Raw genomic sequence first — 16944 nt, forward strand, 5'->3', positions numbered from 1 at the left:
AACTGTAGAGACGTAATGCCTTACGTCTCACGTACCACAACACGAACCACCCTAACCGTTTTTTCTTCAAAATATACTTTAAAATAGGACCTTTTACAACATCTCACTACGTTGATCCAACAACCATAATTTTATTAATTAATTCTTCAATTCGTAGTGTGTCTTAATTGTGGGAAGTGGGATGCTATAAAAGGTTTCTTGAATAAAGGATATGATAACCAACAACCATAATTTTATTAATTAATTCTTCAATTCGTAGTGTGTCTTAATTGTGGGAAGTGGGATGCTATAAAAGGTTTCTTGAATAAAGGATATGATAAGAAAACTTTCATCTATTAGAAATCAGGAGATTTCTGATGATCAATAGGACACGAATGTCGCTGACGCTTAACATTCGCGCCAGTGGTTGTACTACATTTCCCTGGCGCAAGAGTTAAGCGTCAGCGTCTCTTGTGTTTATTAGATATTTGGAAGTCTCTGACTTCTAGAGAAAATGAGGTGATTGATTTGTTATCAATTGAAAATAGATTTTAATCAATTTAAAATTATTTATAGTTTAGCTTCAAACTATTTTACGTGAAAAATAAATGGCTTTACTATCTAAGTTACTACTAACCGCTTTATTACTTATATCTACTTCAAGTTTCGCACAAGAAACTATTGAGTTATTTACATCAACAAAGATTACCAATTACAGCAAATCAGATTATAATGCTGAGAGTCAAAATTGGTATATCACACAATCTGATGATGGTCTGATCTATACAGCCAATACTTTGGGGTTGTTAGAATTTGACGGTGAAAGTTGGAATCTTTTTCCTACCAATGAACCGTTAAGGTGTTTATTGATTCATAAAGACAAAATCTTTGTGGGAGGGATGAATACCATAGGTGTTTTTGAAAAGGAGAATGGTGTATTGAAGTTCAATTCTTTAATGCCTCAAAAGTCTTTTCATGATGAAATATGGAAAGCCATTCAGATCGGAAATAAGATTGTTTTTCAATCCTTTAATACTTTCTATATCTACGACCTCGACACGAAAGACCTTACCCGTAAAAGCCTTACAGAAGGAAATATTTCTTATGCGTTCAAGTCAAAAGACGAAACTACTTTTTACTACCAAGTTCTTTATAATCATATCAACATCACAAAAGGTTTGGTGGAGACCAATAATATCATTCACCCAGACTTAAAACATTGGATGGTGAAATACATTCATGAGGTAAAAGAAGGACTTCTAATTGGCACTTATAAAAACGGCTTATTCCTTTGGAATGGGAAGGGTTTTATACCTTATGAAAATAAGATATCAACCTTTCTAAAAGAAGCAAGACTAAACGTTGCCCAGCCTATTGATGATCAAGGAGGTTTTGCTTTCGGAACATTAGATAAGGGGATTATTATTGGAAATATTAATACAGGAGTGATTGATTATTATATCAATTCCAAAAATGGATTGCCGAGCAATAGAGTACACGCTTTACATTACAATGAAGGATTACTTTGGGTAGGTAGCGAAGAAGGAATTACTAATGTAAATCTAAAATACCCCGTTCGTTTTATCAATGATCCTTTAGCTGAAATAGGACCAATCTATGACGTTGCTATCTTTCAAGGAAAACTCTTTATCGGTACAAATCAAGGACTGTATTATACCACAGATTCTATCAATGCACCAATTCTCAAACTCCAATTATTCCCTCGCTCAAAAGGGCAAGTCTGGAATCTTTTTGTCGCCGATGATCAATTGTTCTGCGGACATAATGAGGGTATTTTTGAAGTAGGTGAGACGTTCAAAAAAGTCTATAATAACGGTGGCGGTTATACTTTCCTGAAAAGTAGACTTAATGATGATGTGATGTTTCAAACCTCTTATTATGGATTGAATATTTGGAATAAGATCAATGGGCAATGGGAGTATAGTCACACCATTAAAAAGATCAATTCACTAACAAGAGATATTATTGAATTGAATGACGGTACTATCTTACTGACTGATTCATGGAAAAATATCTATAAAATCACACTCTCAGAAGATTTAGAGTCCCTCAAATCCATTGAAAACCTTTCCACTAAAAAGTCACTAGAAAATAGTTACAAATACAGACTTTTTGATTTAGGGGATACCAAACTCTTGACCACTAATGATACTGTTGTAACCTTTAAAAATAACTTGCCAGTCAATATAGATTTAAAAGGCTTGACTTTCATTTCTCACCCTATTGATGAAGTTTCAGTTATGAAAATTGAAGGACAATTGATGCTTTATGACGCCAAAGAGGACCATTCTATTCATGTACGAAAATCAATTGCAGAATTGGGCAATAATCAAATCTACAATTACGAAAATATCATCAACATCAAGGATAATTTCCTGATCACTTTTACTCAAGGGGCAGGGTTCTTCTCAACGCCTTCCATCGAAAAATATAATTTTAAACAGCATCAACCTGACATTAGAAAAGTCACGTTTTGGTACCATAGAAATCAAGAACAACTCAGTAATATAGAAGATAAAATCCCTTTTGATTACAACTCCGTTGAATTCCAATTCAGCTCTAAAAATTACTATGAAGAATCGAATTACGCAGTTCGCCTGATAGGCTATGACAGTAATTGGGTGGAGATAGGAGAAAAGAATGAAATCGCTTACCAAAACCTTCCGTATGGCAAGTTCACTTTTGAAGTAAAAGACACCGCTTCCAATAAAATTTCGCATTATAAATTCGAAATAGACAGACCATTTTATTTGTCCAACTTAATGCTAATACTTTATGTTGTAGCCGTTTTATTATCGGTAGGGAGCCTTCATAAGTTTTATAGCTTAATGTTGAGAAAAGAGAAAATGGCCCTTCTTTTGAAAAAGAGAGAAGACCTTAACCATCAAAGAGATCTCAACGAAAAAAGAATCGCTATCCTTCAAGCCAACGAACTTCAAAAAGAGCTTCAAGATAAAAATGAAAGCTTATCAGAGTTGCTCGTTCAAAGCTCAAAAAACAAAGACGTCATCAAACAACTAAAGCATCAGGTAGATAACGCTAAGCATTTTGATTCCGCCAATAAAAGCCAAGTGATCCGCAAGCTTGACCATATCCTTACCACTGAGTTTGATGATAAAAAAGACTGGCTCACTTTCGAATCTACTTTCAGAAAAATGCATCAAAACTTCTTCTCAGACTTGAAGAAAGCACATCCTGCTCTTACCAAAGAAGACCTTAAACTTTGTGCTTATATCAGAGTAAACCTTTCCACAAAAGAACTCGCCCCAATCTTCAATATCACTCCTAAAAGTGTAGACTTAAAGAGGTATAGATTGAGAAAGAAAATGAACTTGGTGAAGGGTACTAATTTGTATGATTATATTAATCAGTTTTAGAGTGATGTCTTATTATATTTAGCACACCGTAAACTAAGTTTTCGTTATTTATGGTGTTTAGAAATCAGGAGATTTTTGATGATATGAAGGACACGAATGATGCTAACGCTTAACATTCGTGCCATTGAGCTTTCTTCCATTATAGTTTGGTAGTAGTGCTCCCCGGCCTTGAAGGGAAAAGCGTTAAGAATTTCATGAATTGAGCCGTTAAAAATGATTTTCTTGTTTGAGCAGAGCGAGTTTAAAATCATTTAGGCGAAAGGAATGGAATTTAGCTTTTGACTTCTAAGCCTTGAATTTTTTGCTTCGTTTTTGTTTTAAGACAAAAATGAAGAAGAAGGAAGGTTGAAAGTAGAACCTTCAAAGCTTATAGAAATGTTGAGTGAAAGTTGACGATAATTTAGCTAGATAAGCATAGTTTCAAGTGTTTTGGTGTAATAGTATTTATCCTGTAGCCATAAAAAAAACCATTGAAAATCAAGCTCTCCCAATTTCCAATGGCTGTGTATGAAATAGGTACTTATGCTTTAATTCAAATTAAAAGCAAGTACAGTAATGTCATCTTCTTGATCATCAGCGATTTTTTCACTGATATATTCTTCAATATTTTCGGTCCAATCCTTTTCGTATTTCCCATAGAAGTTTTGTGTCATTTTCAATAAGTCTTCCGTTTTTTCAGAACCGCTGATTTTCGTTAAACCATCGGTAAACATCACAATAACATCATCTGGAGATAAGGCGTATTCGACGTCTTTGAAATTCTTAATCAAGTTGAATCGATCTCCAATAGGGGTGTTGGTATATGGAAGTTCGTTGACATGATCATCCTGTACCAATATACCACGCCCATTTGCTGAAGTATAGATCATATTACTTCCTTGGAAATAGGCAATAGACAGGTTGACTTCATGCTTGAATTGCTCTTTGTCATCGATCTTGTGATTGAACTTATTGATAAGATAATCATGTAGGTTATAGATCAACAAACTAGGGTAGAAAGGCAGTTCCTGAAGGGAGTCAAAATAACCAGAGATAACCATGGTCAATAAGGTTGCACTTATGGCATGGCCTTTACAATCTCCTACAACTACTAAAGTTGTTTTATTATAGTCGTTGACATAGTAAAAATCACCACTGATGGACTCTTTTGGCTTGTAGATCAATGTATGTTCATTGAAGAAATCTTTTAAGGTCTCATTTCCAGGGAGGGTGATTTGTTGTATTTCAGAGGTGTATTTTAATGCTTCTTGAATCACAAAAAGGTCATTTTCCGCTTTAACCCTTCGCTGTTCCTCTTCCAATGCTGTGGTTTTTGTTCTTTCTAGCACCAACTCATGTTCACGTGTCGAAATCAACTCTTCTTGTTGCTGACGTAACTCTTCTTCTTGTTGTAAAATTTCATCATTATATGCTTGAATTTCCTGATCTGCCTTATTACGTGCTCTTTCGTATTCGAGGAGTGTCCAGGCGACATCCAAACTTACCCCAATAAACACTAACGTAAAGAAAAGATACCCTTGAGAGGACTCCATATCCAAAGGTGTGAAAGGAGATAAATTGTAAATGGATGAGACAGTTAAGCCTATCGCGAGACATAAAATCATAAAAGAGTAGATGGTGCCTGTTTTGATATTAAAAAACAGAAATCCCATACTCATTGGAGGAATAAAGAAGAAAACCACTGGGGAAATAATACCGCCTTCCATAAAGCAGAGAACGGTAACAATGGTAGAAAGTAATAATACCTGAACGTGTAATATCCATTTCCGTCTCTTGGGTGGAAATAAGACAATGGCAACCTGAATCAGCGACAAACTTGTCAAAACTATTGCTTCAGACTTTAAATCAAAAAATAAATGTACCCCAATAAAAATGATCATTAAAACTAAAAACACACGGCTCTTAATCTTAAAAAAATTGTATACATCAAATTTCATATTTACTTAATACTTTAGTGAAGTAAGTGATAATAATTAAATCGGCAATACGCAGTAATAACATCTAGAGCTCTCATAACGTTCTAGCGTTGGTCATAGTAGTACAATAGCGTAATTAGCAGTAATAAAATTGAAATACTATTTAAAAATAAGAATGACAGTATTGCACCAAATTTTTAAGAAGTATCGTTAATCTTTCAAATTTCAGCTTCAAATATAATATTGTAAAGTTATTGTTGTAAATATCTAAGAATATTTTGTTGCTTTTAAAATGGAAAGTATTGGTAATCTAGTATTTAAAATTGTATTTCGATTTTCTAAAAAGTGAATATATACTCATTTTTTAAGGCTTTTTTATGAAAAATTGAAAATAGAGCTGTTCTTTAAAATGGTATAATAAGATATACTATGCTTTTTAATTTTCTGTTTTGAAGTCTTATTCTTAGAAGAATCTATAAAGTAATACTAATCTATAATCATCAATTAATACAATTTTAAGAGTAGCTCATTTTCTAATGAGTGAAAGACAATTTTTAGGAAGGAAGACTAACTTTTAAAAGGAGGAAGTTGTAACATCTTTAAAGTGATTTTTCGTGTAAAATGAAAACGCAAAATTGTACCTGTGGGTAATCAGTATCTTTTTTTGAAACGTTATAGAAATTCTAAGTTTAACGAGATGTCGTACTGTCTATATTAAATCTATTAATGAAGAGTGTAAATTTTATTGTTTATATGGGGTGTAATTTTTTTACCACACTTCTAATACCTTAAAATTGATTTAGTTTAAAGTATGAATTAACTGATGGTGATTTTTTACACAACTATACCATCAAAATGAAATGAAACAACTTCTATCAATTCTCTAAACTTTTGGAGTAAAAAGTAGAGTTAAAAATGAATTCTTTAAAGAAGATCGAAATCAATGAATAGGTTTATATTCTTCACATATATTTTTTTCAATCTGTTCAGTGTTTCTCAGGTAACGGCTCAAGTATTACCGGAGGCATCCACGAATCCAATTGTTTCTGGGTTTCACTCGGATCCATCAATTTACAAGGTGGGTGATAACTATTGTATGGGTTATTCAAGGTTACTTCACATGGGAAGAAAAGTAATAACACGGCTTCTTTTGAATGGTTTGAGAATAAAAATTAGAAATAAAATTAACTGAATTAATAGATATAACTACAGAAATGAATCGAATTAGATTAATTACACTATTTGTCTTTGCACTGTTCATAGGAGCATGCAATAAACAACAAGAGCAACCTAAAGAAGCTAAAAAACACTTTGAGCCAAATTGGGAATCACTAAGTCAATATGAGTGTCCTGAATGGTTTAGAAATGCCAAATTTGGTATATACACACACTGGGGTGTTTACTCGGCTTCTATGGCTACGGGTAATTCAGATTGGTACGGTAGAAATATGTACAATGACTGGCACCCGAATTACAAATTCCATAAAGAAACGTACGGAGATCAGAAAGAATTTGGCTATAAAGATTTAGTGCCGAAACTGACAGGCGAGAAGTTTAATGCTGACGAGTGGGCTGAATTGTTCCAAAAAGCAGGGGCACAGTTTGCAGGACCGGCTGGAGAACATGCTGACGGTTTTTCGATGTGGGATTCTAAAGTGAACCCTTGGAACTCTGTGAAAATGGGTCCGAAAATCGATGTGGTTGCGGAGATGAAAAAAGCGGTAAAGAAGAGAGGAATGAAATACGTGGTCAGTTTGCATCACTCTTGGCTTTGGGGTTGGTATCCTACTTGGGATGAAAACACCGATTGTGCTAACCCAGAATTTGCAGGTTTATATGGTCCTAAAATCCCTGAAACTTCTCGTCTTCTTAAGATTGGAGATGAAAAAGGATCTTACCCAATGCCTAGTCCTGAGTTTGAAAGAATTTGGTTAGAAAAAGTAAAAGAAGTAGTGGATGGTTACTCTCCTGATTTACTTTGGTTTGATAACAGAGTTAGAATTTTGTCGGAAGATATCAGAAAGCAAATGGTGGCCTATGTACATAATCACAGTGCTCAAAATAATGTAGAAAGAGTATTTACGTTTAAGCGCCCTGACTTCCCATTGGGTGTAGGAACGGTAGATTTGGAGCGTGAACGTATGCCGGATATCTATCCTGATCCATGGTTAACGGATACATCTATTTCAAAGTCTTCTTGGTCTTATGCATCAGACTTAAAATGTTATCCTACGAACCGTTTGATTGATGATCTTGTGGATATTGTCAGTAAAAATGGTTGTCTGTTACTGAATGTTGCACCACATCCTGATGGTACAATTCCTCAAGAGCAAAAGGAGCGTTTGTTGGAGATGGGTGAGTGGTTAAAGTTAAATGGAGAAGCAATTTACGATAGCCGTCCTTGGTTGATTTTTGGAGAAGGGCCAACGAAAACAAAAAGTGGTCACTTAGCCGATCAGAAATTTGATGGTTTTGGAGCTGAAGATATCCGTTTCACCACAAAAGGAGATCAGTTATATGCTATTGCATTAGGCTGGCCTGAATCAGGAGTATTGCCTATCAAATCATTAGGTTTAATTGCTTATAATTCAAAAGTAAAAGATGTAGAATTGATTGGTCACAAAGGGAAATTGCAATGGGAAAGAACGGAAGGTGCATTGAATGTAACGCTTCCTAAAGATAAGCCATGTGATTTTGCTTATGTATTTAAGATCAATTTTAAAGATAATAAATAACCTGGAATTGGTTTTTATAATGGATTTTGTCATGGTTCGTGAGCCACAAGGCATTGTGACTCTACAGGGCGATAGATTTTCAATTTTTAGATTTAGATGAATTGAATCCTTTGTAGGGACGTTGCATTGCAACGTCCTCACGAACCATTTTACGGATCATATCACAATCCATTTTATTCATAAATACTTATTACATAAACTGGCTCAAAACAGACTGAGCACCATCATTAACATTAGAAATAGACATTATAATAATAACTGAAATGAAAATATCTATTCTTAAAACACTCACAAAAACAGGAATATTACTCACATTCTTGTTGTCTTCAGCAATCTCTTTTGCTCAAAAAAAGCAACCTAACATCATTTATATAATGTCTGACGATCATGCGGCACACGCCATTGGCACGTATGGAGGAAGGTTGTCATCATTAAATCCTACGCCCAACTTGGATAAGCTGGCAGATGGCGGTATTCGTTTTAATAATGCTTTTTGCAACAATTCAATTTGTACACCAAGTAGAGCCTCTATTATCTCAGGACAGTATCCTCAAACCAATGGCGTTTTGGATTTGGATATTCATTTAGATCCTGAAAAGCAGTATTTGCCTAAGGAAATGAAAAAGCTAGGGTACAGCACGGCCATCATTGGTAAATGGCACTTGCATATTGAACCGACTGCTTTTGATTACTATAAAGTTTTGCCGGGGCAAGGAAAGTATTTTAATCCAACATTCCATGAGAAAGGAAAAGGAGAGTGGCCTAAAAACAAAGTAAAAACAGAAGGTCATTCAAGTGATGTGATAACAGATGTGACGATCAATTACTTGGAAAATAGAGATAAATCGAAGCCTTTCTTCCTAATGCACCACTATAAAGCACCTCATGATTTCTTTGAGTATGCACCACGTTATGAAGACTACTTGGCCGCTACTGAAATTCCTGAACCTTCAAGTTTATATTATCAACCCAACTGGGGTTCAGAAGCAACTAGAGGTGCCAATGATTCTTTGATCAACTATATTGGTACATCGGTTTCAGATCGTCATATGTATAGAAATTACAATAAGTTCTTCCATGAAGATTCTTTAAAAGGACAGCAATCGGCGCATGTAGCGTATCAAGATTACCTCAAAAGATACTTGCGCTGTGTGAAAGGTGTGGATGACAACTTAGGACGTTTATTTGATTATTTGAAAAAAGAAGGACTTTGGGAAAATACAATCATTGTCTACACGGCAGATCAAGGAATGATGTTGGGAGAGCATGATTTGCAAGACAAACGTTGGATCTATGAAGAATCGATGCGTATGCCTTTTATTGTACATTATCCTAAAGGAATTGAAGCGGGAAGAGATACTGATCTTTTGATTAATAACACCGATTTCGCACCTACATTAATTGAAATGGCAGGAGGGAAAGCACCAAAGTATATGCAAGGAAAAAGCTTTGCTCGAACACTAAAAGGGAAAGAAGAAAAAGACTGGAGAACGGCAACTTATTATCGTTATTGGATGCACATTATCCATCATTACGTGCCGGCTCACTTTGGCTTGCGTACGGAAGACTACAAATTGGTATTCTATTATGGAAAACATTATTTGCCGGAGTCTGAGTTTGCGAAGCACTACTGGGCCAAGCAATATTATGGAATAGAGAGAGAGACGCCTCCGACTTGGGAATTCTATGATTTGAAAAACGATCCTGAAGAATTACACAACCGCTATAATGATCCAAAATACCAAGAGATCATTGCTCAATTAAAATCAGAGTTGAAAAAACAAAGAGAAGAGCTGAATGAAACGGATGAGAACTATCCGAAGATTCAAGCGATTGTAGAGAAGCATTGGGATGCAAAAACGTTAGCAGAATAAGAACATTTTCTTATCTGTGAGATAAATACCCTCTCTTTTGATTAAATTTTTTTACTCAAAGAGAGGGTATTTCTTTTACCTTGAATTTCAAAATTCATAAACGCAACTAACAGATAGAAAAGGTATGAAACCATTCATAGTATTACTTATACTATTTTTTACGTTTTCCTCTTGTTCTCAGGTCAGGAGAAGAACGGTCGATGATTTTAATTTTGGTTGGAAATTCTCCAAAAACGACATCAGTAATGCACAAAACATTACTTTTGATGATACTTCTTGGGAAGACATTCGATTGCCTCATGATTGGAGTATTTTAGGGGGTTATCAAAAAGATAAAGGAGCTTCCAGTACTGGTTTTACTGAAGGAGGAATTGGATGGTACCGTAAGACATTTACGGTGCCGGCATCGGATAGAGACAGAGAAATTTGGATTGAATTTGATGGGGTGTATTGTAACTCCACAGTGTATATCAATGGCGAAAAATTAGGGTTTAGACCGAGTGGTTATGCAAGTTTTTCGTACACATTGTCAAATCACTTAAAATATGGTGAAGAAAATGTGATCGCTGTAAAAGTAGATCATTCCAACTTTGTAGATTCACGTTGGTACACAGGTTCAGGTATCTACCGTGATGTTCGGTTAGTGAAAACAGCAAAGACGCATATTCCTCAATGGGGAGTGCAGATTACGACACCTGAAGTAACAGTTAAACAGGCTTTTGTGCGTGTGAAAACCACTATTAAGGGGAAAACGGATCACACTTCTGTGAAAATTACATTGATGGATGAAAAGAACACGGTAGTTGCAGAAAGTGAAGCCAAAGCCATTACGGGAGATATTGTAGATCAGAAACTACAAGTACTGCAACCCAAGCGTTGGGGAATTGAAACGCCACATCTTTACACGGCAAAAATTCAAGTTTTGAATAACGGCAAAATGGTAGATGAAATCGTGGAGCAATTCGGTATTAGAGCTTTTAATTTTGATGCCAAAAAAGGCTTTTTCTTAAATGGAAGAAACGTAAAGATCAAAGGCGTCAATCTGCATCATGATGTGGGAGCAGTGGGAGCTGCTGCAGTAAGAGACCACTGGTTATTCCGTTTGAAGAAATTAAAATCAGTAGGCGTAAATGCGATCCGAATGGCACATAATCCACATTCTCCATTATTAATGGATTTATGCGATGAAATGGGCTTCTTGGTGATGAATGAAGCTTTTGATGAATGGTATGTTCCTAAAGCTAAAATGATGAATTGCCTAGGTGGTAAAAAAGCTTCAAAAGACATTTCAGAAGGCTACCCTGAAGTATTTAGAGAGTGGGCAGAACGTGATCTTAAGGATTTAATCAGAAGAGATTACAACCATCCTTCAGTGATTATGTGGAGTATTGGTAATGAGATCGAATGGACTTTCCCTGCATATTCTCAGACCTATGCAAAGCTTAAAAAAGGGATCAGAGAATATGAAGATACACCTACTTTTGATACTACTGTGATTAAGCCCGTATTTGAAGAGGTGACAGGTGGAGTAGATTCATTGTCTATTATAGCACATCAACTATCGAAATGGGTGAAGGAAGAAGATACAACCCGTCCGACGGTATGTGGAAGTGTGCGTCCTTCCATCGCTTTTGCCAGTGGATATGCTGATGCTGTAGATATTTTAGGTCTTAATTACAGAGAGATTGATTATGATGCAGCACATGAGGCATTTCCAAATAAAATGATGTTAGGTTCTGAAAACTGGGTAGCTTATTCTGAATGGAAAGCAGTGCAGGAAAGAGACTTTATCCCAGGTATTTTTGTATGGACAGGTTTCGCTTATTTAGGAGAGGCAGGGCTATGGCCAAGAAAAGGCTTGAATATTTCTCTCTTTGATTTTGCAGGCTTTAAGAATCCAAGGGGACACTTTTTTGAATGTTTATGGAAAGAAGACCCTAAAGTATATATGGTGACAACGCCGGTTGATGCATCAGAATATTCTTACACTAAGAAAGACGGTTGGAAGTTCGATATACAGTTAAGAAAACCTCCCGTGTGGGCAGAGTTGAGATTGTGGGAATGGTATAATGTCAACGAACATTGGAATTACAAAACAGGAGAAGATATTGTGGTGCAAACGTACACCAATTGCGAAGAAGCTGAGCTTTTCCTTAATGGTAAAAGCCTTGGGAAACAATCTCTTGCTGATTTTTCTGACAGTGATAATATCATCAAATGGTTAGTGCCTTATCACAAAGGAGAGTTGAAAGTGGTGGGTTATAACAATGGTCAGAAGGTAGAAGAATATGTGTTGAATACTGTAGGGGAAGTTGCTAAAATAGTCCTGGCATCAGATCAAACTCAAATGAAAGCCAACCAATACGATGTGGCACATATCACTGTAAAAATGTTTGACGAGGAAGGTTATGAAATCAAAAACGCAGAAAAGGAAGTGACATTCCATGTGTCTGAAGAGCTGGATTTGCTTGGTGTTGATAACGGCTCAGAAATGAACGTATCGCCACATAACACTAATCACGTAAAATCTCATAAAGGCAGAGCATTGGCTATGGTAAGGTCTATGGATCAGAAAGGTGATGCTACTGTGTATGTGAGTGTTGGAGATGTAAAGAGTAATGAAGTGGTAATAGAATTGAAATAAAAGGTCTGTTATTCGTTAAAAGCTCATGATTAATAGTCATGGGCTTTTGTTGTTTTTAATGATTTGAAAGGTACTGTTGATGCTATCACTTAACATTCATAAGTACTAAGACAAAATTATATAACACTTATTCATATTATTTTTTCTGATTACTGCCTTTAAAAAACTTTAAATAGAACCACTATTTATACGTTTTTCAGCGTTGTTGCCTTTAAAAAACTTTAAATAGAACCACTATTTATACGTTTTTCAGCGTTGTACTCACAAAAAATAATGAAGAATTAATTATCATTTATTTTTGACTTAGTACTTATCAGTGGATTTTAACCATTTTGTTTAGTAGTACTTTTCCTTTCAATACTTTGAATTTTTGTTTCATTTTATTTCAAAACAAAGCGAAGAAGAAGGAAGTTTGGAAGGGGAAATTTGAATGCTAGCAAAACGTAAATTAATAGTTAATGTTACATCAGGCGACCTGTACAAAGAAAAACCTACCTTCAGTTTTTACCTCAAAAAGCATAAAAACAGGCCTTCCTTGTTAATCTTATGTCAAGAAAATCCAAACATATGTTAATTCGGTGCTATAAAAATAAGAATTACGAAAATGGACATCATTATTGTATAGTTGAAATTACTTTTAAACTTTCATATTTTTTTGACTTTCGGTAAACTACCTTATGAAAAATAAAATCGTAAGTATTTTTCTACTTTTATTCATTTTATCCACCTCTTTAAAGGCACAACTAAGGAACACTTCCCAGTTGTCACTTTCTCAATATAAGATGAAGGTGTACACTGACAAGGACGGGTTACCTAACAACGGTGCTTTATTTGTTAAGCAAACTAATGATAAATACATTTGGATCGGAACGTACAACGGATTAATACAATTCGATGGGGTTCAAAAAACATTTTTTACGCCTTCCAATACCAAAGAGATACACGGCAGAGTTTTTCAGGCCATGCTTGAAGATAAAGATACGTTGTGGATCGGTACTCAAGGAGGTTTGAGTAAAGAAACGGATGAAGATTGGAGCTCTTTCCGAACACAAGAAGGGCTTCCAAGTAATATTATTGCCTCTATCAGTAAAGATCAAAAGGGCAAGATTTGGGTGGGAACCTCCAACGGATTGGCTTTCTATGCTCCTCATGAAAATAAATTCATCACAGAAGGCATTACTCCAGAATTACAGAATACGCATATTTCAACCATCTATTCAAGCAAGAATGATGTGCTTTGGGTAGGTACAAATACAAAAGGTCTGTATGGTGTAGCGGATAATAAATTAATCAATTTCAATAAGAACAATTCAAACTTCACCTCCAATCAGATCAACGCGGTTTTTAAATCTGCAACAGGTAAGCTTTGGGTAGGTACAAAAGAGGGATTGTTTTTTATAGATCAAAATGAGAAAGTACAGCCTTTCCCGCTTCAAGACCAACTGCCCAACAAACATGTAACGGCGCTTTATGAAGATCAGTTTGGAGCCTTATGGATTGGTACAGAATCAGGATTGTCTAAGTTTTTTGATGGCAACATCAGCCATATCGTCAAAAATGATAAGATTGATAAGCATATTGTGCTTGATATAACGGAAGATCATGAGGGAAGTATTTGGGTTTCCACTTATCATTCGGGTATTTACCTATTAAACCGCGGAAAGTTCATCACTTACCAAGAGGAACAAGGGGTGATTGATGATGTGATTTATTCTATCAGAAAAGGACATCATGAAGGAGAGTTTATTGTGGGTACTGATGAGGGAATTAGTATTTACAAAGATGGAGATTTCTTTACGCACCGTATCACCAAGCACTTGATCACACCAGTGGTGAAAGATGCATTTGTAGATAGCAAAGGTGTGATGTGGGTTTGTTCTAAAAAGGGATTAATCAAAAGTACTGATCAAGGGCACACTACAACGGTGCTTACTACGGCCAGCGGTTTATCGAATGATTATGCTCGTCAGGTGTTGGAAGACCATCAAAATAATATCTGGGTTGGTACAGCCAATGGCTTAAATGTAATTCATCCAGATGGCTCTATTGAGAAGTTCTTTATGAAAGATGGTTTGATTGACAATTTTATTCTGTCAATGTACGAGGACAGCCAAAATCAATTGTGGATATGTACTCGTGAAGGTATGACGACCTATAAAGATGGGAAGTTTGAGAACTTCATGAAGAAAAATAATTTGAAAAATCAGATTGTATTTAAAGTATATGAAGATAAAGAGGGGACGATTTGGTACGGAACAAACAATGGTATTTTCTGCTATAAAGACGGAAGTGTTTTTGAGTTTGGCAACAAAGTAATTGGTATTACCACCACCGTTTTTGATTTAGTAGAAGATAAAAACCAGACGTTTTGGGTGACCTGTAATAATGGTATTTATACCGTTTCTAAGCGTGATTTATTGGCTATTCGTTCTGGAGAGAAAGAAAATACAGAAATTAAATTATACAACCACAATGATGGTTTAGCATCAAATGATGCGACTGCCAATGGTGTTTCATTAAAAAGAGAAAATGGCGAAATCTGGTTTCCAACGTTAGGAGGTATTGTTGTAGTGAATCCAGAAAACTTATACGTCAATCCCTTCCCTCCAAATGTATTGATCAATGAGGTCTATATTAATAACGAAGAGCAAGATTTCAAGAAATCAAATGAAGTGACTATTCCTGCAGGAAATGAACGTCTTGAAATTAAATTTACAGGTTTAAGTTTTGTCGCTCCTGAGGTGGTTGCCTTCAAATATAAATTGACCGGTTATGATGAGGAGTGGATTGATAGCCGTTCATCACGAAAAGCATTTTATACGAACATTCCTCCAGGTGAATATCAGTTTGAAGTGATTTCATGTAACAATGATCAAGTGTGGAATACAAACTCCGCAAAAGTGACCATTATCAAACTGCCATTCTGGTATGAGCGCCCAATTGTTCAGCTTCTTATTTTACTTGGCTTAATTGCATTGGTTGCATTAGGGTATAGAGTGAGAGTAAAGCAATTACAAGCACAGCAAGTAGAATTAGAACAGAAAGTAGAAGAAAGAACAATTGAAATTAAAACGCAGGCTGACGAAATTCAACAACAAGCGGAAGAGTTACAGCAACAAGCAGAGGAGCTGGAGATTCAAAGAGACCACTTGTCTGAAACAAACTTGATCATCTCTGAAAGAAATCAAGCACTTTATGATAAAAATGAAGAGGTTTCTAAACTAATCGAACAAGTGCAAGAAGCCAATTTAGATATCACGAGAAAGAATAAAAAGGTGACGGATAGTATTCGTTATGCAGAAACGATGCAACAAGCTATCTTACCGGAAAAAGACCTTATTTATTCTAACTTCAGCGACTTCTTCGCAATTTTCCAGCCCAAAGATATTGTATCAGGCGATTTCTATTGGATCAGTAAAAAAGCAGGAGATACATTATTTGTAGCTTGTGTAGACTGTACAGGACACGGTGTACCTGGTGCATTGATGTCGATGATTGGTACCAACTTGCTTTCAAAAATTGTCAACGAAAACAATATTCACGAACCGGACTTGATTTTAAAAGAGTTGGACTTAGGAATTAAGTCGGCTTTAAAACAAGAAAAGTCAAATAACAAAGACGGTATGGATTTGTCTGTGATGCGTATTGATCCATTCGTTGATGGAAAAAGCAAATTACATTTCTCAGGAGCAAAAAGTTTTATTTTCTATTTCAATAGAGAAAAAGGCGAGCTAGAGAAAATCAACGGTAACCGTATTGCGATTGGAGGTATCCGTAAGAAGAAAGTAGAAAAGAGTTTTGATGTTCATACAAGATCTATCGAAAAAGGTGATAGAGTTTTCTTGATGACAGACGGTTATATTGATCAATGTAACGATGAGAGAAAGAAATTCGGCTCTACGAAATTAACCGCTTTGCTAGAACAAACGGTAAGTCAGTCATTAACCTATCAGCATAATGCCTTGATTGATAGCATGAAAGATCACCAAGGTCAAACTGAACAAAGAGACGATATAACTATTTTAGGTATTGAGTTCTAAAAGCTATCGTTTTAATTAGAATGTAATGCCCTGAAAAAACGATACAGTTTTTTAGTGAATTAATTTTGATATAAGACTCAATAATTTAAAAATTATTGGGTCTTTTTTATAGGTAGCCTTCAGTTTTTATTTCGCTACCGCGAGTTCCTCAAATTTATTGATGCAAAATTGATTCGCTTCGCTGTCAATTTCACCTCAATAAATTTCGAGGCTTATTGTGTGACTTTTACTGTCCGATAAGTCCTTCGTTTCTTACCTCTTGTTTTATGCATCTGAATAGGAGTTCTCATATAACATGACATGTGTGGTCTTATAAAGTTATATGTTTTTATACATTCTTTTAAATAGGCTTCAAATA

General features: G+C 35.5%; 6 protein-coding genes. 5 read left to right on the forward strand and 1 reads right to left on the reverse strand.

Annotation, left to right across the window (positions count from 1 at the left end):
- Positions 1–587: 587 nt before the first annotated feature.
- The gene (locus tag AVL50_RS18170) at positions 588–3377 is read left to right on the forward strand and encodes a triple tyrosine motif-containing protein (RefSeq protein WP_062617910.1); all 2790 of its coding nucleotides are present in this window, start codon (positions 588–590) and stop codon (positions 3375–3377) included.
- Between the two features lie 527 nt (positions 3378–3904).
- Here the strand turns inward: AVL50_RS18170 and AVL50_RS18175 are convergent.
- Positions 3905–5257: a PP2C family protein-serine/threonine phosphatase gene (locus tag AVL50_RS18175; protein ID WP_172826877.1), complete on the reverse strand. Its 1353-nt coding sequence runs from the start codon at positions 5255–5257 to the stop codon at positions 3905–3907.
- A 1250-nt stretch (positions 5258–6507) separates the two neighbouring features.
- Here AVL50_RS18175 and AVL50_RS18180 point away from each other — a divergent pair.
- From AVL50_RS18180 to AVL50_RS18195, 4 genes are all read left to right on the forward strand, one after another.
- Positions 6508–8028 (forward strand): alpha-L-fucosidase, encoded by a 1521-nt coding sequence (locus AVL50_RS18180; protein ID WP_062617912.1) that lies wholly within the window; start codon positions 6508–6510, stop codon positions 8026–8028.
- Positions 8029–8291: 263 nt separating this feature from the next.
- Positions 8292–9902, forward strand: a complete 1611-nt coding sequence (locus AVL50_RS18185) for a sulfatase (protein WP_062617913.1) — start codon at positions 8292–8294, stop codon at positions 9900–9902.
- A 124-nt stretch (positions 9903–10026) separates the two neighbouring features.
- The gene (locus AVL50_RS18190) at positions 10027–12546 is read left to right on the forward strand and encodes a glycoside hydrolase family 2 TIM barrel-domain containing protein (RefSeq protein ID WP_062617914.1); all 2520 of its coding nucleotides are present in this window, start codon (positions 10027–10029) and stop codon (positions 12544–12546) included.
- 677 nt (positions 12547–13223) lie between these two features.
- Positions 13224–16586, forward strand: a complete 3363-nt coding sequence (locus AVL50_RS18195; RefSeq protein WP_082795907.1) for a two-component regulator propeller domain-containing protein — start codon at positions 13224–13226, stop codon at positions 16584–16586.
- Positions 16587–16944: the final 358 nt, after the last annotated feature.

It is taken from the genome of Flammeovirga sp. SJP92 (genome assembly GCF_001583495.1).
In the GTDB taxonomy this organism is placed as follows: domain Bacteria; phylum Bacteroidota; class Bacteroidia; order Cytophagales; family Flammeovirgaceae; genus Flammeovirga.

Bases quoted from the DNA above. Each gene is read 5' to 3' on its own strand.
- AVL50_RS18170 (WP_062617910.1), top strand. From the start codon at position 588: ATGGCTTTACTATCTAAGTTACTACTAACCGCTTTATTACTTATATCT.
- AVL50_RS18175 (WP_172826877.1), bottom strand. From the start codon at position 5,257: ATGATCATTTTTATTGGGGTACATTTATTTTTTGATTTAAAGTCTGAA.
- AVL50_RS18180 (WP_062617912.1), top strand. From the start codon at position 6,508: ATGAATCGAATTAGATTAATTACACTATTTGTCTTTGCACTGTTCATA.
- AVL50_RS18185 (WP_062617913.1), top strand. From the start codon at position 8,292: ATGAAAATATCTATTCTTAAAACACTCACAAAAACAGGAATATTACTC.
- AVL50_RS18190 (WP_062617914.1), top strand. From the start codon at position 10,027: ATGAAACCATTCATAGTATTACTTATACTATTTTTTACGTTTTCCTCT.
- AVL50_RS18195 (WP_082795907.1), top strand. From the start codon at position 13,224: ATGAAAAATAAAATCGTAAGTATTTTTCTACTTTTATTCATTTTATCC.